General features: G+C 72.3%; 23 protein-coding genes. 5 read left to right on the top strand and 18 right to left on the bottom strand.

From position 1 onward, the window contains the following. Positions 1 to 41: 41 nt before the first annotated feature. Positions 42 to 416, top strand: coding sequence for an RNA polymerase-binding protein RbpA (locus ACIQRW_RS32715; protein ID WP_003959706.1), 375 nt, complete (start codon positions 42 to 44; stop codon positions 414 to 416). A gap of 146 nt (positions 417 to 562) precedes the next feature. On the opposite strand, the gene fxsA is transcribed toward ACIQRW_RS32715, so the two are convergent. From fxsA to ACIQRW_RS32695, 4 genes are all read right to left on the bottom strand, one after another. Then, on the bottom strand, positions 563 to 1,171 hold the full coding sequence (gene fxsA, locus ACIQRW_RS32710; RefSeq protein ID WP_403767347.1) for an FxsA family membrane protein: 609 nt from the start codon (positions 1,169 to 1,171) through the stop codon (positions 563 to 565). Between the two features lie 113 nt (positions 1,172 to 1,284). Further along, a complete protein-coding gene (locus tag ACIQRW_RS32705; protein WP_403767344.1) occupies positions 1,285 to 2,052 on the bottom strand; it encodes a polyprenol monophosphomannose synthase in 768 nt (255 codons plus the stop codon). A gap of 607 nt (positions 2,053 to 2,659) precedes the next feature. Next, positions 2,660 to 4,306, bottom strand: a complete 1,647-nt coding sequence (locus ACIQRW_RS32700; RefSeq protein WP_403767341.1) for an amidohydrolase — start codon at positions 4,304 to 4,306, stop codon at positions 2,660 to 2,662. Between the two features lie 68 nt (positions 4,307 to 4,374). After that, a complete protein-coding gene (locus ACIQRW_RS32695) occupies positions 4,375 to 4,815 on the bottom strand; it encodes an Lrp/AsnC family transcriptional regulator (RefSeq protein ID WP_403767430.1) in 441 nt (146 codons plus the stop codon). Positions 4,816 to 5,017: 202 nt separating this feature from the next. Between ACIQRW_RS32695 and ACIQRW_RS32690 the strand changes: the two genes are divergently transcribed. Then, the gene (locus tag ACIQRW_RS32690; RefSeq protein WP_403767339.1) at positions 5,018 to 5,416 is read left to right on the top strand and encodes a hypothetical protein; all 399 of its coding nucleotides are present in this window, start codon (positions 5,018 to 5,020) and stop codon (positions 5,414 to 5,416) included. Positions 5,417 to 5,843: 427 nt separating this feature from the next. On the opposite strand, the gene ACIQRW_RS32685 is transcribed toward ACIQRW_RS32690, so the two are convergent. Further along, positions 5,844 to 7,016: an acyl-CoA dehydrogenase family protein gene (locus ACIQRW_RS32685; RefSeq protein WP_403767336.1), complete on the bottom strand. Its 1,173-nt coding sequence runs from the start codon at positions 7,014 to 7,016 to the stop codon at positions 5,844 to 5,846. A gap of 386 nt (positions 7,017 to 7,402) precedes the next feature. On the opposite strand from ACIQRW_RS32685, the gene ACIQRW_RS32680 reads away from it, so the two are divergent. After that, complete coding sequence (locus ACIQRW_RS32680; protein ID WP_403767333.1) at positions 7,403 to 8,650, top strand: glycoside hydrolase family 18 protein; 1,248 nt, start codon at positions 7,403 to 7,405, stop codon at positions 8,648 to 8,650. A gap of 94 nt (positions 8,651 to 8,744) precedes the next feature. On the opposite strand, the gene ACIQRW_RS32675 is transcribed toward ACIQRW_RS32680, so the two are convergent. From ACIQRW_RS32675 to ACIQRW_RS32665, 3 genes are all read right to left on the bottom strand, one after another. After that, positions 8,745 to 8,897, bottom strand: a complete 153-nt coding sequence (locus ACIQRW_RS32675; protein ID WP_403767330.1) for an SCO1431 family membrane protein — start codon at positions 8,895 to 8,897, stop codon at positions 8,745 to 8,747. 247 nt (positions 8,898 to 9,144) lie between these two features. After that, positions 9,145 to 9,927, bottom strand: coding sequence for an SAM-dependent methyltransferase (locus tag ACIQRW_RS32670; RefSeq protein WP_403767327.1), 783 nt, complete (start codon positions 9,925 to 9,927; stop codon positions 9,145 to 9,147). Positions 9,928 to 10,046: 119 nt separating this feature from the next. Next, complete coding sequence (locus ACIQRW_RS32665; RefSeq protein WP_403767324.1) at positions 10,047 to 11,411, bottom strand: peptidase C39 family protein; 1,365 nt, start codon at positions 11,409 to 11,411, stop codon at positions 10,047 to 10,049. A 186-nt stretch (positions 11,412 to 11,597) separates the two neighbouring features. Here ACIQRW_RS32665 and ACIQRW_RS32660 point away from each other — a divergent pair, with 186 nt between their 5' ends. Next, the gene (locus tag ACIQRW_RS32660) at positions 11,598 to 12,227 is read left to right on the top strand and encodes a uridine kinase (protein ID WP_403767321.1); all 630 of its coding nucleotides are present in this window, start codon (positions 11,598 to 11,600) and stop codon (positions 12,225 to 12,227) included. 357 nt (positions 12,228 to 12,584) lie between these two features. Then, positions 12,585 to 14,489 (top strand): AAA family ATPase, encoded by a 1,905-nt coding sequence (locus ACIQRW_RS32655; protein WP_403767318.1) that lies wholly within the window; start codon positions 12,585 to 12,587, stop codon positions 14,487 to 14,489. 43 nt (positions 14,490 to 14,532) lie between these two features. Here ACIQRW_RS32655 and ACIQRW_RS32650 read toward each other — a convergent pair whose 3' ends face one another. The 10 genes from ACIQRW_RS32650 to ribD all read right to left on the bottom strand — a co-directional run bounded on the left by ACIQRW_RS32650 (position 14,533) and on the right by ribD (position 23,149). After that, positions 14,533 to 15,639: a hemolysin family protein gene (locus tag ACIQRW_RS32650; RefSeq protein ID WP_403767315.1), complete on the bottom strand. Its 1,107-nt coding sequence runs from the start codon at positions 15,637 to 15,639 to the stop codon at positions 14,533 to 14,535. Continuing rightward, complete coding sequence (locus ACIQRW_RS32645; RefSeq protein ID WP_403767312.1) at positions 15,636 to 16,994, bottom strand: hemolysin family protein; 1,359 nt, start codon at positions 16,992 to 16,994, stop codon at positions 15,636 to 15,638. The genes ACIQRW_RS32650 and ACIQRW_RS32645 overlap by 4 nt, the downstream gene beginning before the upstream one ends. Before the next feature lie 230 nt (positions 16,995 to 17,224). After that, positions 17,225 to 17,695 (bottom strand): PH domain-containing protein, encoded by a 471-nt coding sequence (locus ACIQRW_RS32640; RefSeq protein ID WP_403767309.1) that lies wholly within the window; start codon positions 17,693 to 17,695, stop codon positions 17,225 to 17,227. Between the two features lie 33 nt (positions 17,696 to 17,728). Further along, on the bottom strand, positions 17,729 to 18,577 hold the full coding sequence (gene hisG / locus ACIQRW_RS32635; protein WP_403767306.1) for an ATP phosphoribosyltransferase: 849 nt from the start codon (positions 18,575 to 18,577) through the stop codon (positions 17,729 to 17,731). A 91-nt stretch (positions 18,578 to 18,668) separates the two neighbouring features. Beyond that, positions 18,669 to 18,941 carry a phosphoribosyl-ATP diphosphatase gene (locus ACIQRW_RS32630; protein ID WP_015607321.1) on the bottom strand — a complete coding sequence of 91 codons (273 nt, stop codon included), beginning with the start codon at positions 18,939 to 18,941 and terminating at the stop codon, positions 18,669 to 18,671. Positions 18,942 to 18,976: 35 nt separating this feature from the next. Continuing rightward, positions 18,977 to 19,462, bottom strand: a complete 486-nt coding sequence (ribH, locus tag ACIQRW_RS32625; protein WP_007453188.1) for a 6,7-dimethyl-8-ribityllumazine synthase — start codon at positions 19,460 to 19,462, stop codon at positions 18,977 to 18,979. A gap of 41 nt (positions 19,463 to 19,503) precedes the next feature. Continuing rightward, positions 19,504 to 20,802, bottom strand: a complete 1,299-nt coding sequence (locus ACIQRW_RS32620; protein ID WP_403767303.1) for a bifunctional 3,4-dihydroxy-2-butanone-4-phosphate synthase/GTP cyclohydrolase II — start codon at positions 20,800 to 20,802, stop codon at positions 19,504 to 19,506. Continuing rightward, the gene (locus ACIQRW_RS32615; RefSeq protein ID WP_403767297.1) at positions 20,799 to 21,443 is read right to left on the bottom strand and encodes a nicotinamide riboside transporter PnuC; all 645 of its coding nucleotides are present in this window, start codon (positions 21,441 to 21,443) and stop codon (positions 20,799 to 20,801) included. The genes ACIQRW_RS32620 and ACIQRW_RS32615 overlap by 4 nt, the downstream gene beginning before the upstream one ends. Beyond that, positions 21,440 to 22,048 carry a riboflavin synthase gene (locus ACIQRW_RS32610; RefSeq protein ID WP_403767294.1) on the bottom strand — a complete coding sequence of 203 codons (609 nt, stop codon included), beginning with the start codon at positions 22,046 to 22,048 and terminating at the stop codon, positions 21,440 to 21,442. The genes ACIQRW_RS32615 and ACIQRW_RS32610 overlap by 4 nt, the downstream gene beginning before the upstream one ends. Continuing rightward, positions 22,049 to 23,149, bottom strand: a complete 1,101-nt coding sequence (ribD, locus tag ACIQRW_RS32605) for a bifunctional diaminohydroxyphosphoribosylaminopyrimidine deaminase/5-amino-6-(5-phosphoribosylamino)uracil reductase RibD (RefSeq protein WP_403767291.1) — start codon at positions 23,147 to 23,149, stop codon at positions 22,049 to 22,051. Positions 23,150 to 23,320 lie beyond the last annotated feature (171 nt).

Genomic DNA, 23,320 nt, shown 5'->3' with positions numbered 1-23,320 from the left:
ACATTTTGTCCTGTGGGCGACAAGCCCGGGAGGCACGATTCATGAGTGAGCGAGCTCTCCGCGGCACGCGACTTGTGGTTACCAGCTACGAGACGGACCGCGGCATCGATCTGGCCCCGCGCCAGGCGGTGGAGTACGCATGCCAGAACGGACATCGATTTGAGATGCCGTTCTCGGTAGAAGCAGAGATTCCGCCGGAGTGGGAGTGCAAGGCGTGCGGCGCCCAGGCACTCCTGGTGGACGGGGATGGCCCCGAAGAGAAGAAGGGCAAGCCGGCGCGCACGCACTGGGACATGCTCATGGAGCGGCGCACCCGCGAGGAGCTGGAGGAGGTGCTGGCCGAGAGGCTGGCGGTTCTGCGCTCCGGAGCCATGAACATCGCCGTGCACCCGCGGGACAGCAGGAAGTCTGCCTGACCGCGTAATACCGCACAGCAGCACAGCGCCAAGAGCCGCGGGCCGTGACACGGAACATGTGTCACGGCCCGCGGCTCTTCGGTATGCCCCGAGGCATGGTCCCGATGCCCGATGGCATGGCTCCCTGGTGCGCCGGGAGCCTCCCGTCAGGGCGTGAGGGGCGGGCGGGGGCTCCGGTGGTCGTCGTCGGGCCCGGAGGGCGCCTGGGTGCCGTCCTCGCGGATGACCTCGCCCTGGACGACCTTTCCGTCCGGCCGGCCCATCCTGGTCTGCTGGAAGGCGTCCGAGAGGCCCCCGGGCGTCGCGGCCCGCATACGGCGCTCCAGAGAGCGCTCCGCGTACCGGCTGAGCATGGTGCGCACCGGCGGCACCAGCAGGATCAGCCCGGCCGCGTCCGAGATCGGACCGGGGATCAGGAGCAGCAGCCCGCCCAGCATCAGCAGCCCGTTGCCCCGGGAGCCCTTGCCGCCCGCGGGGGCGGCCGGCGGCGTGGCCGGAGCGCCGGGCTGCCCCGGCATCTGCTGGAGGGTCTCGGTCAGGTTCTTGAAGGCGCGTCGGCCCGCGCTCTTGATGACCACGGCGCCGAGCGCGGCCCCGGCCACCAGGATCAGCAGGACGACGAGGCCGCCGGCGGCCGAGGCGACCAGGGTCAGGAGCCAGATCTCCAGGACCAGCCAGGCGGCCAGGGCCGGCGGCAGGAATCTACGGGCGCGCGAGCGCCGGGGACGGGTCGGGGGCGGAGTGCCGGTCGTCATGTCCCCAGTGTGCCTGTACGGGCGTGCAAGCGGCGTAAGGGGGTGATCATGAAGCCGGTCGGAGACGCCCTCGTTCGCCGGGCCGGAGCTTCGGCGCTCGCCGGTCCGGGGCCTCAGAGGGTCTTGCGGCCCAGGACCTTGTTCGCGCGGGAGGTGATGCCCCAGCCGGTGACCCGCCACAGCGCCTCGACGAGGATGTCCCGGCTCATCTTGGAGTCGCCGATCTCCCGGTCGACGAAGGTGATGGGGACCTCGACCACGTGATAGCCCGCCTCGACCGCGCGGCGGGCGAGATCCACCTGGAAGCAGTAGCCCTGCGAGGCGACCTCGTCCAGCCCGAGGCCGTCGAGCGTCCCGGTGCGGAAGGCCCGGTAGCCGCCGGTGACGTCCCGGACGGAGAGACCGAGGGCGAGCCGGGAGTAGAGGCTGCCGCCGCGCGAGATCACCTCACGGCTCTTGGGCCAGTTGACCACGCGGCCGCCCGGCACCCAGCGGGATCCGAGGACCAGGTCGGCGCCCTTCAGCGCGGTGAGCAGCCGGGGCAGCTCCTCGGGCTGGTGGGAGCCGTCCGCGTCCATCTCGACGAGCACGCCGTAGCCGTGCTCGGAGCCCCAGGCGAAGCCCGCGAGGTAGGCGGCGCCGAGCCCTTCCTTGCCCTTGCGGTGCAGGACGTGGACCTGGCCGTCGGCCGCGGCGATCTCGTCGGCCGCCTTGCCGGTGCCGTCGGGGCTGTTGTCATCGGCCACCAGGATGTCGGCATCCGGGACGGCGGTACGCACCCGGTCGACGATCGGCCCGATGTTCTCGACCTCGTTGTAGGTCGGAATGATCACCAGAACCTTGCCGAGCGGGCCGAACTGCCTCTGACCGCCGTCGTTCACTACTGCCCCTTAGAGTCCGTACACAGGGGGACACCATATCCAGCGCACCGCCGTCGGGCGCCGACGCGGTCGCGCGGGCGCGCGGCGCGGCGCGGACAGACCCGTGGAACTGCGGACAGAACACGGGCCCGGGACACGGCGACCCCCTCCAGGAGAAGACGCGGGAGACCACGTGGAGAGGGCATGGAGAAGGCGTCGGAACTTCGGATCGGGGCCCGGCGCCCTTCGGGCCGACCTGGGACCCGCTGGCTGCGGGTCGACCGAAAGCCGTTGTCTACTGAACGTCCGGGCCCCACCCGGGTCCCACCCTCCGTCCGGCTGGAACCTTCCCTCGCCCCCGAGGCGCGGGCGCTGAACCTGGCTGTCGGCGGTGGTGGGCCGGTGCGGCACACCACCTCATGACCCAGCGGCGTTCGACGACTGCGTGGAGGTTCAACCGGGCGGACGTCCTGTGGTGGACCCGGCCGAACCTACCGGCCCGTGGGCGCTTTCTGTCAACACCCGTGCGACCTGCGACTTTTTCCGAAATAGCCTGGTCAGTGCGGAAGGGGCGCAGGTCGCGGACCAGCGATCGGGCCATCGATCGGCGGTACGAAATGTCCCGACGTCACTCGTTCGGTCGCACGTAGACAGTTTGTCCGAAGACCACGGTCCGCAGGCAGACGGGAAGGTCGACCCCGGGGGTGAGATCCGGCAGGCCGGGCGTGCCGGACCGGGGGTCGGTGGACCATCGGGCGACCCGGTGGTCGGGGGCCTGGACCAGGAGTTCGGCGGTGCGCCAGACGGCGTAGTCGGCCGGGGCGCCGGGCACCAGGAGGCCCGCGTCGTCGCGGCCGACGGCCCGCCAGCCGCCGCGGGTGTGGGCGGTGAACCCGGCGCGGACCGAGATGCGGTGCTCCGGGGTGCGGTGGTGGGCGGCGGCCCGCACGGTGCCCCAGGGGTCGAGCGGGGTGACCGGGCTGTCGGAGCCGAAGGCCAGCGGCACTCCGGCCCGCAGCAGCGCCGCGTACGGGTTGAGGGTGGCGGCCCGCTCCGTGCCGAGGCGCTCGGCGTACATCCCCTCCGGGCCGCCCCAGGCGGCGTCGAAGGCGGGCTGGACGGAGGCGGTGAGGCCCAGTTCCGCGAAGGCGGCGATCGTCTCGGGGGTGAGCATCTCGGCGTGTTCGACGCGGTGACGGGCGGCCCGGATCCGGTCGAGGCCGAGCGTCCCCGCGGCGGCCCGGATCCCGTCCACCACGGCGGTGACCGCGGCGTCGCCGATGGCGTGGAAGCCCGCCTGGAGGCCCGCCTCGGTGCAGGCGGTGACATGGGCGGCGATCCGGGCGGCGTCCAGGTGGGCGGTGCCGGTGTGCGGGTCGTCCGCGTAGGGCCGGTGCAGGCAGGCGGTGTGCGAGCCGAGGGAACCGTCGACGAACAGGTCGCCGGCCGCGCCGATCGCGCCCAGCTCGCGGATGCGCCGGGCGTCCTTCTCGTCGGCGATCTCCTCGGCCCAGAGGCCGAGGACGCGGGGTCCGGGCCGCTCGGCGGCCAGGGCGAGCAGCGAGGTGAAGTCCTCCTCGTCGGAGATCTCCGGCCCTCCGCACTCGTGCACGCTGCCGATGCCGAGGGAGGCGGCGTGGTCGAGGGCGGCGCGCTGCGCGGCTCCCCGCTGGGCGGCCGGGAGCGCGCTGTGGGCGGCGGCCCGTACCGCGTGGTGGGCGTCGCCGGTGAGCGGCGCGTCGGGGTGGTAGCCGGTCATCGCGGTGACGCCGGGGACGAGGTCGAGCAGGGCCGTCGTGACGACCGCGGAGTGCACGTCGATCCGGGGCAGGTACAGGGCCCGGCCGCCGGCCGCCTCGTCGAGCTCGGCGCGTGAGGGGTGACGCCGCTCGGGCCAGCGGGCGGCGTCCCAGCCGTGTCCGAGCAGAACGTCCCCGGCAGGGCGCCCGTTCGCGAACGCACGGACGAGGCCGAGGGCCTCGGACAGGGTGCGGGCGCCGGAGAGGTCGAGCCCCGTCAGGGCCAGGCCGGTGGCGGTGGTGTGCACATGGGCGTCGGTGAACGCCGGGGTGACCAGGGCGCCTTCGAGGTCGACCACCTCGTCCACGCCGCCGGCGAAGGCGTCGGCAGCTCCCTCGGACCCCACCCAGGCGACATGCCCGCGTTCGACGACCATCGCGGTGGCGAACGGATCGGCGGGGCTGTGGACGTCTCCGCCGCGCAACAGCACGGTGCGGTGTTCGGGGGCGCTCTGGGGGGCGGTGCTCTGGCTCATGGGACCAGTCTCGCGCCTGTCGGCCGCCGACCGGTCCCCGGCCCCCTCCGCGGCGGGCGGCCCGCCGCTCAGATACGCGGGGGCCGGGCCTCGTACGGGGTGGACAGGACGACGGTGGTCCGGGTGGACACGCCGGCGAGCGTGCGGATCCGGGTGAGCAGGTGCTCCAGCTCCAGCGGGGTCGCCACGCGCACCTTGAGGATGTAGTTCTCGTCCCCGGCGACGCTGTGGCAGGCCTCCAGTTCGGGCACTCCGGCGAGCCGTTCGGCGATGTCGTCGGGTGCGCTCGGGTCGAACGGTTTCACCGAGATGAACGCGGTGAGGGGCAGCCCGACGGCCTCGGGGTCGACGACCGCGGCATAGCCGCGGATCACCCCGCGCTGCTCCAGTCGGCGGACGCGCTGATGAACCGCCGAAGTGGACAGGCCCGTGGCCTTGCCCAGGTCGGTGTAGCTCATCCGCCCGTCCTTGACGAGCGACTCAACGATCTGACGGTCCAGCTCCTCCATGTGGATCAACCTATGGCCCCGGGCGCCGCTCGGCACAGTCGCGCGGGTCACGGTTCGGCACCTGCGGGCCGCATGTGACGAATGCCACATGCTCGCGGGTCGGTAGCGGGCCGCCTCGTGGTTATCGGGGATGCGCGGCGGGAAGTGCTTGCTGTGGTCGAGGCCGTGGCGCCTTGTCGGCCCACCCGAGGGGGGAATTTCCATGCAGAGCCTGAAGCTCACCGAACGTACCGAACCGGAGCCTGTTGATCCGGACGACGACGGTAGCGCCGACGCGTACGACATGTTCGAGATGGTCCGGGTGATCTGCCCGGACTGCGCCCAGCCCATCGCGCTGCTGGCCGACGAGGACGTCCTGCCGGAGCACGCCCGGTGCCCCACGCCGTGGAACCCCTTCGTCCTCACCGTCTGCGCCGGAACCGGCCGCGGCGTGGGCGACGCCCGGCCCGCGGACGAGACGCTGGAACTCCAGGAGCAGGAGGCGGGGCTGCTGTTGACGCTCCCCCAGGGACTCGACTGGCGGATGCAGCCCTTCTCGCACGCCGCGGGGCCCGGCTCCCGTCCGCTGCGCGTGCCGAGGATGCGGCGCGAGGCCGCCTGACCCGTACGCCGTACGCCCTGCCCAGCACCACGGCGGCCCGGCCGCCGTGGTGCACGAGGCACCGCACCCGGTCGCCGGCGACCGGGTGCGGGCACCCGCGAACGAGCGCTCGAATCGGCGTGGCAGTGACCCCGTCCCGCCCCGCCGCGTTGGCCCCGTATGACCACGCTGCATTCAACAGTCGGTTCGGGTCGCCGCCGTCTCGCCGCGCCCGCCCCCGAAGAATCGGTTCCGCAGCCGGGAACGCCCACGCAGCCGCTGCCCCGTTCCACGGGGACCTCACCCATGGGCGCCCCCGTGGACCCGCCGATCTACAGCGCGCTGCTCAGGCAGTGGGAGAGCGACGGCCGCACCCTGCCGGGCCGCCGCGACCCGGAGTGGCGCCAGGCCGCGGCACTGCCCCCGTGGCCCGAGGCGCCGCTGCGGTTCAGCGCGTCTCGGGACCCGCGAGGTGGCGCGCGATGACCATGCGCTGGATCTGATTGGTGCCCTCCACGATCTGGAGCACCTTCGCCTCGCGCATCAGCCGTTCGACCGGGAAGTCGAGCGTGTAGCCGTAGCCGCCGAGCACCTGGACGGCGTCGGTGGTCACCCGCATGGCCGCGTCCGTGCAGAACAGCTTCGCCATGGCGGCCTGCCGGGAGAAGGGCTCCCCCGCGTCCCGCAGCCGCGCCGCCTCCAGGTACAGCGCCCGGCCGGCCTCGATCTGGGTGGCCATGTCGGCGAGCATGAACCGCAGCCCCTGGAAGTCCGCGATGGGGCGGCCGAACTGCCGCCGGTCCGTGGCGTACCGGACGGCCTCGTCCAGGGCGGCCTGAGCGACCCCGACGGCACAGGCGGCGATGCCGAGGCGTCCGGAGTCGAGCGCGGACAGGGCGATGGCGAAGCCCTGGCCCTCCTCGCCGATGCGCCGGTCGTCGCCGACCCGTACGCCGTCGAAGTGGAGCTGGACCGTGGGCGAGCCCTTCATCCCCATCTTCTTCTCGGGGAGAGCGGCGTTCAGCCCCTCGGCGTCGCCGGGGACGAGGAAGGCCGTGATGCCGCGGGGGCCCTCGACGCCGGTGCGGGCGAGCACGGTGTAGAAGTCCGCGACGCCACCGTGGGTGATCCAGGCCTTGGTCCCGGTGATGACCCAATCGTCCCCGTCCCGCACGGCCTTGGTGCGCAGGGAGGCGGCGTCGGAGCCGGAGGCGGGTTCGGAGAGGCAGTAGGCGCCCAGCAGGCCGCCGGAGAGCATCGCCGTCAGATGCGCGGCGCGCTGCTCGCCGGTGCCGTATCCGGCCAGGGCGTGGCAGGCGAGGGAGTGGACGCTGACGCCGAGACCGACGGTGAGCCGGGCGGCGGCCAGCTCTTCCAGGACCTGGAGGTAGACCTCGTAGGGCTGGTCACCGCCGCCGTGGGCGGAGTCGTACGGGAGTCCCAGGAGTCCGGCCTTGGACAGGAGGGTGAAGGCCTCGCGGGGGAAGACGCCCGCTTCCTCCTCCTCGGCCGCCCGGGGAGCGATCTCCTTCGACACGATGTCGCGGACGAGCGCGACGAGCTGCCGGGACTCCTCGGTGGGCAGACGGCGTTCCACCGGCTGCGGGGCACGGTCGGACATGACGGCGCTCTCCTCCCTGTCGGGCGTTGCGGCGGTCACGCGCTCGGGGTGGGAGAGGCGCCGCCGGGTGATCTCCCGGAAGTGACCCGGGAAAAGCAGACTGCCCAGCCGATCCTGCCTTCCCGGGTCACGGGTGGCGCGGTGATCGGCTGTGGCGGGTCGAGTATGCCCGATCGAATGCCTCCCGTCACGGGGGCAACCGCGCAGGCCGGACGGCCCGGGACGGCCGCGAACCACCGGTGAATTGGTCCGAACCATTGACCCAACTGGTCTAGTCCTTCTACGGTTCCACCGAACGCCTATCGCGTCCATGTCAAGCCGGGCGCTCCCGCCCGCAGTTCCACCCGCACCCCCCACGCACCAGCCCTCCCCCACGAGGAGCCACGATGCTCAAGCCGCACCGCCCCCGCGCCCGTCTCCGGGCGTTCGCCGCGGCCGCCTGTACGGCGGCCCTCGGCGCCACCCTGCTCGGCGTCGCGGGAACGTCCCCGGCCGGCGCCGCCCCCGCCGCGGCCGAGGCCGCCCCCACGGCGGCGGGAGACAAGGTGATCGGATACTTCACCAACTGGGGTACGTACGACCGCAATTACCACGTCAAGAACATCGAGACGTCGGGATCCGCGGACAAGCTCACCCACATCAACTACGCCTTCGGCAATGTGACCGGCGGCAAGTGCACGATCGGCGACTCGTACGCCGACTACGAGAAGGCCTACACCGCCGACCAGTCGGTCGACGGGGTCGCCGACACCTGGGACCAGCCGCTGCGCGGCAACTTCAACCAGCTGCGCAAGCTGAAGAAGCTCCACCCCGACCTCAAGATCCTCTGGTCGTTCGGCGGCTGGACCTGGTCCGGCGGCTTCGGCCAGGCGGCGCAGAACCCGGCCGCGTTCGCGAAGTCCTGCCACGACCTGGTCGAGGACCCCCGCTGGGCCGATGTCTTCGACGGCATCGACATCGACTGGGAGTACCCCAACGCCTGCGGTCTCACCTGTGACACCAGCGGCCGCGACGCGTACGGCAATCTGCTGGGCGAGCTGCGCAAGTCCTTCGGGACCGACCTGGTCACTTCGGCGATCACGGCGGACGGCTCCGACGGCGGCAAGATCGACGCGGTCGACTACGCGGGGGCGGCGAAGCACCTCGACTGGTACCTGCCGATGACGTACGACTTCTTCGGAGCCTGGGAGGCGAAGGGGCCGACGGCACCGCACTCCCCGCTGACCTCCTACCCGGGCATCCCGACGGAGGGCTTCAACTCCGACGCCGCGATCTCCAAGCTGAAGGCCCTCGGCATCCCGCCGGAGAAGCTGCTGCTGGGCATCGGCTTCTACGGCCGCGGCTGGACGGGCGTCACCCAGTCCGAGCCGGGCGGCAGCGCGACCGGTGCGGCGGCGGGTACGTACGAAGCGGGCATCGAGGACTACAGGGTCCTCAAGAACAGCTGCCCCGCCACGGGCAAGGTGGCCGGTACGGCGTACGCGCACTGCGGCAGCAACTGGTGGAGCTACGACACCCCGGAGACCATCGGCACCAAGATGGACTACAAGAACGAACAGGGCCTGGGAGGCACGTTCTTCTGGGAGCTGAGCGGTGACACCGGGAACGGCGAGCTGATCAAGGCGATCCGCTAGCGTTCACGGGATCGACGGACGGAACGGGCGGGGCGCCGGGTGGCGCCCCGCCCTTTCGCGCGCCCCGCCGGCACGCACGACCGGAGGCGGGCCGTCACAGCAGGCCGAGCTGGGTGACGAGCATCGCGAACACGACCACGAAGGCCCAGCCGGCGATGTGCTCCATCAGCTTCGAGCCGTCCTCGGGGCCGCCGGTGCGCGCGCGGCGGGCGTGGTGGGCGTTTCCTACGGCGGTGGTCGCGGTCATGGCGTCTCGCTCTTCGTACGGTTTCGGCTGGGTCCCCCGTGACCCGACCAGAGTGCCAGCACCCCGGGCCGCGGAAAACGAGATCCCGGTCACGGCCCGAGGCGGACCAGGCATCCGCGGGCGTCCCGCTCCGCAGGCACGGCAGGGAAATCGGGCCGGGACGGGCCACGCGGGCGGGAGCGCGCAGTGGGGCACGCCACACCGGCCCCGCATCCCGGTGGCCCGACGGACCACCGGGAGCCGTCCTTCACTTGCGGCCGACGCCCGCGTACATCGCGACGTCGGGCGCCGGGGTCGCGGCCCGCCACGCGGAGCACGACACGACCCCGGGCTCCAGCAGCTCCAGGCCCTCGAAGTAGCGCGTCACAGCGGCCGGGGTCCGCTGCGTGAGCTTCGGTGTCCCGTGCTCGTTCCAGAACGCCACCGCCTCGTCGACGTCCCGCATGTCGGGGTGCGTGACCGTGTGGGACAGGACGAGGTAGCTGCCGGGGGCGAGCGCGTCCAGGAGCCGGCGGACGATTCCGTAGGACTCCTCGTCGTCCTCGATGAAGATGACGACCCCGAGCAGCATCAGCGCCACCGGCTGCGAGAAGTCGAGTGTCTTCGCCGCGGCCGCCAGGATCGCGTCGACGTCCCGCAGATCGGCGTCCAGGTAGTCGATACGTCCCTCGGGCGTCCCGACCAGCAGGGCCTGGGCGTGCGCCAGCACGAGCGGGTCGTTGTCCACGTACACGACGCGGGCGCCCGGGGTCACGCGCTGGGCGACCTCATGGGTGTTGTCGGCGCTGGGCAGCCCCGTTCCGATGTCCAGGAACTGCGTGATGCCCTCCTGCTCGGCCAGGTGGCGCACCGCCCGCCCCAGGAACAGGCGGTCCGCCTTCGCGTACTCACCGATCCCGGGGTGCAGCTCCCGGATCTCGTCACCGGCCTGGCGATCGACGGGGTAGTTGTCCTTGCCGCCGGTCCAGTAGTTCCATATCCGGGCCGTGTGCGGGCGGGATGTGTCGATGCGCGAGTTGATGTCGGTCACCTGTTCAACATAGCGCGGCCCTCCGGCAACTCCTGTGCGCCTACGTCACTTTGGCCCCGGCGTCGGCTCACCGGCCTGAACCGTGCGGGGAGTTCCCGCACGGTTCAGGCCGCACCTGCTCACAACAGGCCGAGCGCCCTCAGCGCGCGCCACTGCCCCGGTGTCGTCCGGGTCGGCCAGTAGACGTAACCCACCCCGCCCGTGCCGCTTCTGACCTTGCCGCCCGCGTCGTAGCGCTTGGTCCGCAGCCAGATGTTCTCGAATTCCCGCCGCCGGTAGACGCGGCGTACCGCGTCGTTGTCGGGGGACGCGGGGTCGTTGGCGATGACGTCGCCCTCGGGGGTGAAGCCGATGACCGTCATCAGGTGGCCGGCCGTTCCGTATCCGGCGCCGGTCAGTTCCTCCTTCAGGAAGGACTGGGAGGTGATGACGGGGATGCCGACGCGGATCAGCCGCTCGACGTCGGTGAGTGAGCCGAGCCGGGTGACGACGGCGTTCAGGTCGCGGTACGTGGCGGCGTAGGCGGCGTTGAACGGCCAGTTGCCGCAGCCCTCGTACTGGTAGTCGTAGGTCTGGCGGGCGGCGTGGCAGACCTGGGGGTCGGGCAGGCCGGGCTTGACCCAGGCCAGGTCCTCGGCCGTGGGGCGGCGGCCCCAGTGCTCGATGATCATCTGCGAGGAGGTGGGGCTGCACCACGCCTCACCGCCGTTGTCGTACTCGGGGTACTGCCCGATGTGGATGTTCTGCGAGTAGCGGGGCACGGGCAGTTCGCGGGCGAGCGCGGGGGTGCTCGCGGGCACGGTGAAGCGGTCGGGCACGTCGGAGGCCATCGCGCCGACCCGCCAGACGGTCGGGGTGAGGCGGCTGCCCGGGGTGCGGTACAGCGTGAGACGCAGCCGGTAGGAGGCCAGGCGGACGCCGCTCGCGGGGTCGTCCACCGAGAAGGTGTCCGTCCACACGGAGCTGTACGGGTCACCCTGGCCGTCGACGGACGTGCGGCGGATGTCGCCGTCGCCCGCCGCCCAGCGGCCCATCACGAACCAGGGCGTCGCGGTGCCGTCCGCGTAGACGCCGCTCAGCTCGACCTGGATCCAGGTGCCGGCCGGGGTGCGGGCGTTCCAGGAGGCGATCACCTCGGTGGCGGGGACGGCGGAGCGGTGCACGGAGGAGGTCCAGGTGGCGTAGTCCCAGGCGGCCGTCCTGCCGGTGTGCGGGTCGGTGTAGTCGGTGCGGCCGGCCGGGACGGCGATCACGATGCCGGGCCGGGGCCCCGGAAGCACCCGGGTTCCGTCGCCCGTGCCGCAGCGCCAGTCGGTGTAGGTGTGCCAGAAACGATTGTCCACGAGGGCCTCCGGGGCGGCGGAGGAGCCGGTGGGCGAGGTCGGGGCGGCGGACGCGGACGCGGTGGAGCCCACCGTGCCGGCGGCCGCCGCCGCGGCGAGCGCGGCGGTCAGAACGGTTCTGCGCGAAGTCGGACTGGTCATGGTCGTGACTCCCGGTGGGATGCGGAAGGTGGTCTGCGGGTGCCGTGCGGTGCGCCAACTATCCCGGTTCGCGGCCGGATCGGGCCAGTGTTCGGCAGTGGCCGCCCAATCGAATATGGGTCTGGACCACTGGCGTGACCTGCGGTGGACCCCAGGCGCTTTCGTGCCGGAACGTACCCTGGAGCCATGGACGACCTGGCCCGCCACGCCGATGACCTCTCCGCACTGCCCCCCTCCTGCGGGCCGGTGCGGCTCGTCGCGGTCGACGGGCACGCCGGTTCGGGCAAGAGCACCTTCGCCGCCCGTCTCGCGGCGGCGCTGGGCGGTGCGCCGGTCCTCCATCTGGACGACCTCGCCACGCACGAGGAGCTGTTCGGCTGGACGGGACGGCTGCGGGAGCAGGTGATCCTGCCCCTCTCGCGCGGCGAGAGCGCCCGCTACGCCCCGTACGACTGGACGGAGCGCCGCTTCGGCCCGGCGCGGACCCTGGAGCCGGCCCCGGTGGTGCTGGTGGAGGGGGTCGGCGCGGGACGCCGTCAGCTGCGCCCATGGCTGGCGGCGCTGTGCTGGATGGAGTTGGACCGGGACACGTCCTGGGAGCGGGGCCGGCGGCGGGACGGGGCCGGGCTCACCGGGTTCTGGGACGGGTGGACGCTCGCCGAGGCCCGGCATTTCGCCGAGGATCCCTCACGGCCTTACGCCGACACTCTGGTACGCCAGTTGCCTGAGGGGTACGCGTGGCTGGCGGGGCCCCGCGTGACAGCGGGAGTGAACCGAGCCGTCACGCACGGTAGCCAGGACGTCCCGCCATACTGAGCAGTCGGAAATCGGCCCGGAAGTGCCCCAACTCTGCTTGACCGGGGGGCCTTACTGGTCTTACGTTCTCATTGTGCGGCTTTTCGGAGCCCCCATGGACGCGAAGCCCCCGGTTGTTCCCCCGTGATCGGGGGCTTCGCTCTGTGCTCCCCCCGCCGCCCCGGCGACCACGCAGAGCGATTCACTCACCCTGGGTCACCGCCCCGGCGGCCGGTCATCGGGCGGTCGCCTCCCCGTGCGCGGGTACGATGCACCTCGGTGTGGTCAATTCCCTTCCTCCACGCCGTGATTCAGCACGCTCCGGTGGGCATGCTGTGCGGGCGGGACATCCTGGGGGCACGGTTTGTGGGGGACCTGATGGACATCGGCACACAGGGCGCTGGAGCCCCTGCCGACCTCGCCTGGCTGCGTGGCATGGACGCCTACACGATGGGCGCCTACCCGCAGGCCGAGGAGGAGTTCAGAGCCGCGGTGCGGTTCGATCCGGGCATGGCGGACGGCTGGCTCGGCCTCCACGCGCTCCGCATCGACACCACCACGGCCCTGTTACGCATGTACCGGCACCGCGAACGCTTCGGCGAACAGCGCGCACGCCACCGACGTACGCTCAACTCCTGGTACTGGCTCGGCTGGTGGGTGCAGCCGGTACTGGAGAGCCGGCGGGATCTGCTGCTCGCGCACGCCTCGCACTGGCTGGACGGCCGCCATGTGCCGGAGCTGGACCGGGCGTTGGCCGGATTGCCGCCGGTGGACGCGGATCCGCAGGTGCGGTTCCTGCACGCCTGTCGTTCCTATCTCGTCAAGGACTGGGAGCAGTTGGTGCGCTGTACCGAGCAGCTCGTCGACGATCCGATGCTGGGCATCGAGGCGGGTCTGTTCGGCGGGATGGCGCGGGTGCGGCTGGAGATGTTCGGGCAGGCGGAGCCCCTGCTGTCGGCCGCGCTGATGCGCTGTCGCAGCGAACAGCCGCAGCGCAAGGAGCTGCGCTACTGGCTGGCGCGGGCCCACGAGGGCACGGGGCGCAGCGCGGCCGCCCTGCCGCTGTACCGGGCGGTGCACCGGGTCGACCCGGCCTTCATGGACACCTCCGCCCGGCTCGCCGCGCTCGTGGAGGGCGACGGGTACGACGAGTCGGCGGACCTGGCCGCCGTGACCCTGACCGGTTTCGGTTCGGGTGCCTCGGGGACGGGGGCGCAGCCGGAGGGCGACGCGCTGCTCGGCGCCGATCCGGTGGACGGACGGGAGTCCTGGCCGGTGAGCGACGCGGGGCTGCTCGGCGACGACCCGGCCCCCGGTCCGCCCGCCCCCGTCGAGGGCGCCCGCCGCACCAAGACCCGGAAGCCGCCGCCCTTCCCGGCAGGGCCCAGCGATCCCGCCCTGCTCGCCGAGGCGCTGGCGCAGCTGGAGCGCATGGTCGGTCTCGAACCGGTCAAGCGGCAGGTCAAGGCGCTCTCGGCGCAGTTGAACATGGCCCGGCTGCGGGCCGATCAGGGCCTCCCCGTCCAGCCGCCGAAACGCCACTTCGTCTTCTCCGGCCCCTCCGGCACCGGCAAGACCACCGTGGCGCGCATCCTGGGCCGGGTCTTCTACGCCCTCGGGCTGCTCGGCGGCGATCATCTGGTCGAGGCCCAACGGTCCGATCTGGTAGGGGAGTTCCTGGGGCAGACGGCGGTGAAGGCCAATGAGCTGATCGACTCGGCGCTGGGCGGGGTGCTGTTCGTCGACGAGGCGTACAGCCTGGCCAACTCCGGTTACAGCAAGGGCGACGCGTACGGCGACGAGGCGCTCCAGGTCCTCCTCAAGCGGGCCGAGGACAACCGGGACCATCTCGTCGTCATCCTCGCGGGTTACCCGGAGGGCATGGACCGGCTGCTCGCCACCAATCCGGGGCTCTCCTCCCGCTTCACCAGCCGGGTCGACTTCCCCAGCTACCGGCCGCTCGAACTCACGGCGATCGGGAGCGTGCTGGCCGCGGAGAACGACGACGTGTGGGACGAGGAGGCGGTGGACGAGCTGCGCTCCATCAGCGGCCATGTGGTGGACCAGGGCTGGATCGACGAGCTGGGCAACGGCCGCTTCCTGCGGACGCTGTACGAGAAGAGCTGCGCCTACCGTGATCTGCGGCTCTCCGGCTGTCCGGGCGAGCTGACCCGGGAGGACCTGTCGACGCTGCGGCTGGCGGACCTGATGCAGGCCTACGGCGAGGTGCTGTCGGGGCGCGGCCCGGTGGGCCGGGGCAAGCAGGAGCCGGGCGCGGTGTGACGCCGCGCCGGGGTGCTCGCTCCCGGCGCGGCGCGGCCTCACCTCAGTGCACGAGGGCTCCGGGCGCCGGAAGCTCCGGCGTCTTCGGCGCGTCCACCGTGCGGCGGGGCATCGAGACCGTCCGGTGGGCCGGGTCGCGGACCTCCCCCACCAGCGTCTCCAGGACGTCCTCCATGGCGACCAAGCCGAGGATCCGGCCCGAGGCGTCCGCGACCTGCGCCAGGTGCGTCGCGGCCCGGCGCATCACGGTCAGGGCGTCGTCCAGCGGGAGTTCGGCCCGTACGGTCGCCATCGGGCGCCAGATCTGCTGCGGGACCGCGCGGTCGGCGTCCTCCAGCTCCAGGACGTCCTTGACGTGGAGGTAGCCCATGAAGGGGCCGCCGCCGTCCGCGCAGACCGGGAAGCGGGAGAAGCCGGTGCGCACGGTCAGCTCCTCGATCCGGCGTGGGGTCACCGACGGGTCGACCGTGACCAGGGACGCCCGCTCCAGCAGGACGTCGGCGACGGGCCTGCTGCCCAGTTCGAGGGCGTCCTCCAGACGTGTCGCCGCCTCCGGTCCGAGGAGGCCGGCCTGTCCGGAGTCCTCCACGAGCCGGTTGAGCTGCTCGCTGGTGAAGACGGCCTCCACCTCGTCCTTCGGTTCGACGCCGAACAGCCGCAGCACCAGCCCGGCGCAGGCGCCCAGCGCGGTGGTGACCGGACGGCAGAGCCGGGCGAAGGCGACCAGACCGGGGCTCAGCCACAGTGCGGTCCGCTCGGGCGCCGCCATCGCGAGGTTCTTCGGGACCATCTCGCCGATGACCAGGTGCAGGACGACCACCGACAGCAGCGCGAGGGCGAAGCCGAGGGGGTGGACGAGCCCGTCGGGGACGTGCGCCGCGTGGAAGAGCGGCTCCAGGAGATGGGCGAGCGTCGGCTCGGCGACGGCTCCGAGGGTGAGGGAGCAGACGGTGATGCCGAACTGGGCGGCGGCCATCATCTGCGGCAGGTTCTCCAGCCCGTGCAGGACCGTACGGGCCCGTGCGGAGCCCTGTGCGGCGAGCGGTTCGATCTGGCTGCGGCGTACGGAGACGAGGGCGAACTCGGCGCCGACGAAGAAGCCGTTCGCCAGCACGAGGAGGGCGGCGAGGAGGAGTTGGAGCATGCTCATCGCGCGGCCTCCAGCAGTGCCGGTGCGGCCCTGTCCGGCAGCGGGTCGGGCACCCGGGTGAAACGGACCCGTTCGGCCCGGTTGTGGCCGACCTGGCGGACGGAGATCCGCCAGCCGGGGAGTTCGGCCCGGTCGCCGGGGGCGGGGATGCGGCCCAGCAGTCCGGCGACGAGCCCGGCGACGGTCTCGTAGGGCCCCTCGGGCACATCGAGTCCGCTGCGGCGCAGGGTGTGCACCCGGCAGCTGCCCTCGGCGTCCCACACCGGGCGGCCGTCCTCCGCGGGGGCGGCGGTCAGCTCGGGGCGGCCCGCGCCCTCGGCGTCGTGCTCGTCGCGGACCTCGCCGACGAGCTCCTCGATGATGTCCTCCAGGGTGACGACGCCTGCGGTGCCGCCGTACTCGTCGACGACCACGGCTATCGGCTGTTCGTGGCGCAGCCGCCGCAGCAGCACCTCCACCGGCAGCGTCCCGGGCACCAGGAGCGGGGGGACGGCGATCCGTCCGGCCGGGGTGCGCAGGCGTTCGGGGGCGGGGACGGCGAGGGCGTCCTTGAGGTGGACCATGCCGATGACCTCGTCGATGCGGTCCCGGTAGACCGGGAAGCGGGAGAGGCCGGTGGCGCGGGTGAGGTTGAGGACGTCCGCGGCGGTCGCTCTGGAGTGCAGGGCGCTGACCTTCACCCGGGGGGTCATGACGTGCTGGGCGGTGAGACCGGCCAGCGAGAGGGTCCGGACGAAGAGGTCGGCGGTGTCCTGTTCCAGGGCTCCGGCCTCGGCGGAGTGCCGGGCCAGGGAGACCAGCTCGCCCGGGGTGCGGGCGGAGGCCAGTTCGTCGGTGGGCTCGACGCCCAGAAGCCGCACCAGCCGGTTGGCCAGGGCGTTGAGGAGGGTGATCACCGGTCGCAGGAGCGCGGCGAAGCGGGTTTGCGGTCCGGCGACGAAGCGGGCCACCTGGAGCGGCCGGGAGACCGCCCAGTTCTTGGGCACGAGTTCGCCGACGACCATCTGCACGGCCGAGGCCAGCAGCATGCCGACGACGACGCCGACGCCCGGGACGGCCCCGGCGGGGAGTCCGGCGGCGGTGAGGGGTCCGGCGAGCAGTTGGGCGAGGGCCGGTTCGGCGAGCATGCCCACCACCAGGGAGGTGATGGTGATGCCGAGCTGGGTGCCGGAGAGCTGGAAGGAGAGTTCGCGCAGGGCTTCGACGACGGTACGGGCCCGTCGGTCGCCTTCGGCGGCGGCGCGTTCGGCGTCGGGCTTCTCCACGGTGACGAGCCCGAATTCGGCCGCCACGAAGAATCCGTTGGCGAGGATGAGGAGAAAGGCCGCTCCGAGGAGCAGCAGGGGGGTGGTCATGAGGCCGCCGCCTCCGGGGAGGGGGCGGCGCAGGTACTACCGGACGATCCGTCCATTGCTGGAGGGAGTCACTCCTTGGGTCGCAGGGAAAGCCCCGCGGGCCCGGGATGGGGCCGTGGAACGGGCGGGGCGGGACGCGCGGGGCGCCGCCGCCCACCAGAGTAGACAAGAAGGCCCCGCGCCGGGCAGGGGCATCAGAGGCTTTCGGGTGACCTCGGCCCGACGTCCTCTCAGCCGCCGGCCGGGGTGTCGTCGCTCCCGGAGCCGCGCGACTCGGCGAGGGAGCGCAGGGCGCGGGCGTCGTGGATGGCCTGCTGCTTGGCCAGGCCGGGCTGGATGCCGAGGGCGGGCAGGCTCGTTCCGTCGCTGAGGTCGAGGAAGACCCAGGGGTCGCCGGAGCGCAGGTTGACGCGGAGGATCTCCTCCCACGCCAGCCTGCGGGTCAGGGTGAGGTTGACGACGGTGACCCCGGTGTCGTCGGCGGTGACCCTGGGCCTGCTGAGCAGGGCCAGGACACCGAAGAAGAGCGCCGCGACGAAGACGAAGGTGATCCGCTCCCCCGGGTTGAGCCGCTCCAGCATCAGGGCGATGACGGTGATGACGAGAAACATCGCCAGGCCCGTGCTCAGCAGGATCACCCGGGTGAGGGTGGGCCGGAAGGTGACCGGCAGGGTGGGCTGTTCGGGCCTGGGCGCGGACATCGGGTCTTCTCTCGGGGGGTGCGGGCGGGGCCGTCAGAGGCGGCAGGCGTGGATGGCCGTGGTGAGGATGGCGCGGGCGCCGAGCTCGTACAGGTCGTCCATGATCCGCTGGGCCTCCTTGGCGGCGACCATGGAGCGGACGGCGACCCAGCCCTCGTGGTGCAGCGGGGAGATGGTCGGCGACTCCAGGCCCGGGGTGAGGGCGACGGCGCGCTCCAGGTGCTCGACGCGGCAGTCGTAGTCCATCATCACGTAGGACCGGGCGACCAGGACGCCCTGGAGGCGGCGGAGGAACTGCTGCACCTTGGGGTCGTCGGCGGGGGCGCCGTTGCGGCGGATGACGACGGCCTCGGAGGTCATGATCGGCTCGCCGATCACCTCCAGTCCGGCGTTGCGCAGGCTGGTGCCCGTCTCCACCACGTCGGCGATGATCTGGGCGACGCCCAGCTCGATGGCGGTCTCGACCGCGCCGTCGAGGTGGACGACGGAGGCCTTGACGCCCGCTTCGGCGAGGTGGGCGGCGACGATGCCCTCGTAGGAGGTGGCGATCGTCATGCCGTCGAAGTCCTGCGGGCCCGCCGCGGTGCCGGGCTTGGTGGCGTAGCGGAAGGTGGAGCGGGCGAAGCCGAGCTGGAGGATCTCCTCGGAGTCGGCCTCGGAGTCCAGCAGCAGGTCGCGGCCGGTGATGCCGATGTCGAGCTTGCCGGAGCTGACGTAGATCGCGATGTCGCGGGGGCGGAGGTAGAAGAACTCGACCTCGTTCTCGGGGTCGACCAGGACCAGTTCCTTCGACTCCTTGCGCTGCTGGTAGCCGGCCTCATGGAGCATCGCCATCGCAGGCCCGGAGAGTGAACCCTTGTTGGGAACGGCGATGCGCAGCATGAGGTCGGCTTCCTTCGTGCGGAGGGAGTGTGCGGGCGGTTTCGCGGTGGTGTCGCCCGGGCCGGGCCCGGGCAACGGCGTTGAGGTCGGCTCAGAGATGGGCGTAGACGTCGTCGAGCGAGATCCCGCGGGCGACCATCATCACCTGGACGTGGTACAGCAGCTGGGAGATCTCCTCGGCGGCGGCTTCCTTGCCCTCGTACTCGGCCGCCATCCAGACCTCGGCGGCCTCCTCGACGACCTTCTTGCCGATGGCATGCACACCCTTGCCCACCAGTTCGGCGGTGCGGGAGGTTGCGGGGTCGCCTTCGGCGGCCTTGAGCTGGAGCTCGGTGAAGAGCTCTTCGAAGGTTTTGTTGGCCATGATGGTCCTCAGAATACGGGGTCGCCGGAGGGCACTCAGCGCCAGGGTTCGCTGACGGTGCGCAGCGTGGCCGCGGTGGCCACGGCGGCGGTGACCGCTTCGTGCCCCTTGTCCTCGTTGGACCCTTCGAGGCCGGCCCGGTCGAGCGCCTGCTCCTCGGTGTCGCAGGTCAGTACGCCGAAGCCGACGGGAACACCGGTGTCGACGGTGACCTGGGTGAGGCCGAGGGTGACGCCCTGGGAGACGTACTCGAAGTGGGGGGTGCCGCCCCGGATGACCACGCCGAGGGCGACGATCGCGTCGTAGCCGCGTCCGGCGAGCACCTTGGCGACGACGGGCAGCTCGAAGCTGCCCGGGACGCGGAGGAGGGTCGGCTCGTCGATGCCCAGCTCGCGCAGGGCGCGCAGGGCGCCGTCGACGAGTCCGTCCATGACCTTCTCGTGCCACTGGGCCGCGATCACGGCCACGCGCAGGTCGCCGCAGTTACGTACGGACAGTTCGGGTGCACCCTTGCCGCTCATGTCTCTCCTGATGCTGGTTACGTGGTGTTCGGTGGTTCGCGTTACTGGTTGGCGCAGGTCGACGCAGGGGCGCCGTCCAGCCAGGGCAGGTCGTGGCCCATGCGGTCGCGCTTGGTGCGCAGGTAGCGCAGGTTGTGCTCGCCGGCCTGGACGGGCATGGGTTCCCGGCCGGTGACGGCGAGGCCGTGGCGGACGACGGCGGCGGTCTTGTCGGGGTTGTTGGTCATCAGCCGCAGGCTGCGCACGCCGAGGTCCGCGAGGATCTGGGCGCCCGCCGCGTAGTCGCGGGCGTCGGCGGGCAGGCCGAGCTCCAGGTTGGCGTCGAGGGTGTCCACGCCGCGCTCCTGGAGTTCGTACGCGCGCAGCTTGGAGAGCAGGCCGATGCCGCGTCCCTCGTGGCCGCGCAGGTAGACGACGACGCCCCGGCCCTGCTCGGTGATGCGCCGCATGGAGGCGTGCAGCTGGGGGCCGCAGTCGCAGCGCTGGGACTGGAAGATGTCGCCGGTCAGGCACTCGGAGTGGATCCGGACGAGGACGTCCTCGCCGTCGCCGATGTCGCCGTGGACCAGGGCGACGTGTTCGACGCCGTCGACGCTGGAGCGGTAGCCGTACGCGGTGAAGTCGCCGAACGCGGTGGGCAGCCGGGTCTCGGCCTCGCGGCGGACGGTCGGCTCGCTGCTGCGGCGGTAGGCGATCAGGTCCTCGATGGAGATGATCGTCAGGCCGTGCTTGCGGGCGAAGGGGATCAGCTCGGGCAGCCGGAGCATGACGCCGTCCTCGCCCGCGATCTCGACGATGGCCCCGGCGGGGCGGAGTCCGGCGAGTCGGGCGAGGTCGACGGCGGCCTCGGTGTGGCCGTTGCGGACGAGGACGCCGCCGGAGCGGGCGCGCAGCGGGAAGATGTGGCCGGGCCGGACGAAGTCGCCGGGGCCGGCGACGCCGCCCGCGAGCATGCGCAGGGTGGTGGCGCGGTCGGCGGCGGAGATGCCGGTGGTGACGCCGTGCGCGGCGGAGGCGTCGACGGAGACGGTGAACGCGGTCCGCATCGACTCGGTGTTGTGCTCGACCATCTGCGGCAGATCGAGGCGTTCCAGCTCGTCGCTCTCCATGGGCGCGCAGATCAGACCGCGGCACTCGCTCATCATGAAGGCCACGATCTCCGGGGTGGCCTTCTCGGCGGCGATGACGAGGTCGCCCTCGTTCTCGCGGTCCTCGTCGTCCACGACGACGACGGGCCGGCCGGCGGCGATGTCGCGGACGGCCTGCTCGACCGGGTCCAGGGAGAGGTTCTCGGGAAGCGGTCCGTGGCCGGGGTGCAACCAGGTGGGCTGGGCAGTCATGCCGTGGCTCCTTCCAGAGCGGGTGTCCGCGTACGCAGCCACCAGTCGCGCATCCCCCACAGGACGAGGGCGCCGTAAATGACGTAGACGAAGCCGGAGAAGGCGAATCCGTTGGCGAAGTTCAGCGGGACGCCGACCAGGTCGACGAGCAGCCAGGCGAACCAGAACTCGACCATGCCGCGGGCCTGGGCGTACATCGCGACGACGGTGCCGACGAAGATGTACGCGTCCGGCCAGGGGTCCCAGGACAGCGACGGGAAGGCGGTGAACAGGCCGCCGACGGCGAGGGTGCCGAGAGCGGCGGCGCCGATCAGCACGCCGCGCTCGCGCCAGGTGGCGAAGCGGACGGCTATGGAGCCGTCCTGGGCCTGCTGCTTGCCGCGGTTCCAGGACCACCAGCCCCACAGGGCGACGACGATGACGACCAGCTGCTTGCCCGCGCTGCCGGAGAGGTGCGCGGAGGCGAAGGCGACGAGCAGGATCACGCCGGAGAGGAGCTGGGCGGGCCAGGTCCAGATCGAGCGCCGCCAGCCGAGGGCCAGGGCGGTCAGGCCGACGATGTTGCCGATCATGTCGGACCACTTGATGTGCTGGCCGAACACGGTGAAGGCCTCGGAGTTGAGCCAGTCCGCCGCGTTCATCGCGGGTCCTGTCCGGCCCGGTCGCCGAGCAGCCGCTCGACGTACTTGGCGAGGACGTCCACCTCCAGGTTGACCGGGTCGCCGGGCTGTTTGCGGCCGAGCGTGGTCAGGGCGAGGGTGGTGGGGATGAGGCTGATGGTGAAGTGGTCGGCCGCCGCGTCGACGACGGTGAGGCTCACGCCGTCGACGGTGATGGAGCCCTTCTCCACGACGTACCGGGTCAGCTCGGGCGGCAGGGAGACCTTGACGAGCTCCCAGTGCTCGGAGGGGGTGCGCTCGACGATGGTGCCGGTGCCGTCCACATGGCCCTGGACGATGTGTCCGCCGAGCCGGCCGCCGAGCGCCATCGGGCGCTCCAGGTTGACCCGGGAGCCGGTGGTGAGCGCGCCGAGGCTGGAGCGCTTCAGCGTCTCGGCCATCACGTCGGCGGTGAACTCGCCGTCGGCGGTCTCCACGACGGTGAGGCAGACGCCGTTCACCGCGATGGAGTCGCCGTGCTTGGCGCCCTCGGTGACGACGGGGCCGCGCAGCCGGAAGCGGGAGGCGTCCGCCAGCTGCTCGACGGCGGTGACCTCACCCAGTTCTTCGACAATTCCGGTGAACACTCAGTTTCCCTTCCGAGCAGGGGCGGGGACGGCGGTGATGCGCAGATCGGGGCCGATCGGCACGGTCTCGGTCACATCGAGGCGCAACGCCTCGGCGATCGTGGAGATTCCGGCGTCGGCGAGGGCGGCGGGGCCCGCGCCGAGGAGCACCGGGGCGAGATAGCCGACGACCTTGTCGACCTTTCCCGCGGCGACGAACGCGCCGGCGAGGGTGGGGCCGCCTTCGAGGAGTACGGAGAGGACGCCGCGTTCGTGCAGGGCTCCGAGGATGGCGTCGAGGTCGAGGCCGGGTCCGGCGGCGGCACGGGGCAGGCGCAGGACGGCGGCCTCGGGAAGGTGGTCGGCGGGGGCGTCGTCGGCGACGGCGACCAGGGTGGGCGCGGTGTCGTCCAGGACCCGGGCGCCGGGCTTCACGGCGGTGGCGTTCGTGTCGACGACGACCCGCAGCGGCTGGGTGACGCCGTCGATGCCGCGTACCGCCAGCTGGGGGTCGTCGGTGCGGGCGGTGCCGGAGCCGACGAGCACGGCGTCGGCCTCGGCGCGCAGCCGGTGGACGTCGGCGCGGGCCTCGGGCGAGGTGATCCAGCGGCTGGTGGCGTCGGCGGCGGCGATCCGGCCGTCGAGGGTGGCGGCGTACTTCCACAGGACGTACGGCCGCCCCCGGCGCACCGAGGTCAGCCAGGCGGCGTTGCCCGCCTCGGCCTCCTCCGCGAGGAGACCCTGCTCGGCCCGGACCCCGGCGTGGCGCAGGGTGTCGCCGCCGCCCGCGGCGCCCGGGTTCGGGTCGGCGACCGCGTACACGACGCGGCTGATCCCGGCGGCCAGGAGGGCCTGAGAACAGGGGCCGGTGCGGCCGGTGTGGTCGCAGGGTTCGAGGGTGACGTAGGCGGTGCCGCCGCGGGCCCGCTCGCCGGCCGCGCGCAGGGCGTGGACCTCGGCGTGCGGCCCTCCGGCGCGCTGGTGGAAGCCTTCGCCGGCGACGGCTCCGGCGGCGTCGGTGATCACACATCCGACGACCGGATTGGGGCTGGTGGAGCCGAGACCGCACGCCGCGAGCGTGATCGCTCGGCGCATGGCGGTGATGTCGGCTGCGGTGTCCACCGGGTCCTCCTGCCTCTTCGGGCACGGACTCCGGGGCCTGTCGATGACGACAGATAGAGCGGCTCACCAGCGGAAACGCCGAAACCCGAGAACGGGAACGTCAGGAACGCACGGCGTCACGGGAGACTCCCGGCCATGCGTCCGCCGACGGCGGCGTACCGATGACAACCC

This window comes from Streptomyces sp. NPDC091287 (genome assembly GCF_044768525.1).
Classification (GTDB): domain Bacteria; phylum Actinomycetota; class Actinomycetes; order Streptomycetales; family Streptomycetaceae; genus Streptomyces.
Note: the sequence above shows the minus strand (reverse complement) of the source record. Positions and strands in the feature narration are given on the sequence as shown.

What these genes read in the sequence shown, in the direction of transcription:
- ACIQRW_RS32715 (WP_003959706.1), top strand. Translation starts at nt 42, where the DNA reads ATGAGTGAGCGAGCTCTCCGCGGCACGCGACTTGTGGTTACCAGCTAC.
- fxsA (WP_403767347.1), bottom strand. Translation starts at nt 1,171, where the DNA reads ATGACGACCGGCACTCCGCCCCCGACCCGTCCCCGGCGCTCGCGCGCC.
- ACIQRW_RS32700 (WP_403767341.1), bottom strand. Translation starts at nt 4,306, where the DNA reads ATGAGCCAGAGCACCGCCCCCCAGAGCGCCCCCGAACACCGCACCGTG.
- ACIQRW_RS32695 (WP_403767430.1), bottom strand. Translation starts at nt 4,815, where the DNA reads ATGGAGGAGCTGGACCGTCAGATCGTTGAGTCGCTCGTCAAGGACGGG.
- ACIQRW_RS32690 (WP_403767339.1), top strand. Translation starts at nt 5,018, where the DNA reads ATGCAGAGCCTGAAGCTCACCGAACGTACCGAACCGGAGCCTGTTGAT.
- ACIQRW_RS32685 (WP_403767336.1), bottom strand. Translation starts at nt 7,016, where the DNA reads ATGTCCGACCGTGCCCCGCAGCCGGTGGAACGCCGTCTGCCCACCGAG.
- ACIQRW_RS32680 (WP_403767333.1), top strand. Translation starts at nt 7,403, where the DNA reads ATGCTCAAGCCGCACCGCCCCCGCGCCCGTCTCCGGGCGTTCGCCGCG.
- ACIQRW_RS32675 (WP_403767330.1), bottom strand. Translation starts at nt 8,897, where the DNA reads ATGACCGCGACCACCGCCGTAGGAAACGCCCACCACGCCCGCCGCGCG.
- ACIQRW_RS32665 (WP_403767324.1), bottom strand. Translation starts at nt 11,411, where the DNA reads ATGACCAGTCCGACTTCGCGCAGAACCGTTCTGACCGCCGCGCTCGCC.
- ACIQRW_RS32660 (WP_403767321.1), top strand. Translation starts at nt 11,598, where the DNA reads ATGGACGACCTGGCCCGCCACGCCGATGACCTCTCCGCACTGCCCCCC.
- ACIQRW_RS32655 (WP_403767318.1), top strand. Translation starts at nt 12,585, where the DNA reads ATGGACATCGGCACACAGGGCGCTGGAGCCCCTGCCGACCTCGCCTGG.
- ACIQRW_RS32650 (WP_403767315.1), bottom strand. Translation starts at nt 15,639, where the DNA reads ATGAGCATGCTCCAACTCCTCCTCGCCGCCCTCCTCGTGCTGGCGAAC.
- ACIQRW_RS32645 (WP_403767312.1), bottom strand. Translation starts at nt 16,994, where the DNA reads ATGACCACCCCCCTGCTGCTCCTCGGAGCGGCCTTTCTCCTCATCCTC.
- ACIQRW_RS32640 (WP_403767309.1), bottom strand. Translation starts at nt 17,695, where the DNA reads ATGTCCGCGCCCAGGCCCGAACAGCCCACCCTGCCGGTCACCTTCCGG.
- hisG (WP_403767306.1), bottom strand. Translation starts at nt 18,577, where the DNA reads ATGCTGCGCATCGCCGTTCCCAACAAGGGTTCACTCTCCGGGCCTGCG.
- ACIQRW_RS32630 (WP_015607321.1), bottom strand. Translation starts at nt 18,941, where the DNA reads ATGGCCAACAAAACCTTCGAAGAGCTCTTCACCGAGCTCCAGCTCAAG.
- ribH (WP_007453188.1), bottom strand. Translation starts at nt 19,462, where the DNA reads ATGAGCGGCAAGGGTGCACCCGAACTGTCCGTACGTAACTGCGGCGAC.
- ACIQRW_RS32620 (WP_403767303.1), bottom strand. Translation starts at nt 20,802, where the DNA reads ATGACTGCCCAGCCCACCTGGTTGCACCCCGGCCACGGACCGCTTCCC.
- ACIQRW_RS32615 (WP_403767297.1), bottom strand. Translation starts at nt 21,443, where the DNA reads ATGAACGCGGCGGACTGGCTCAACTCCGAGGCCTTCACCGTGTTCGGC.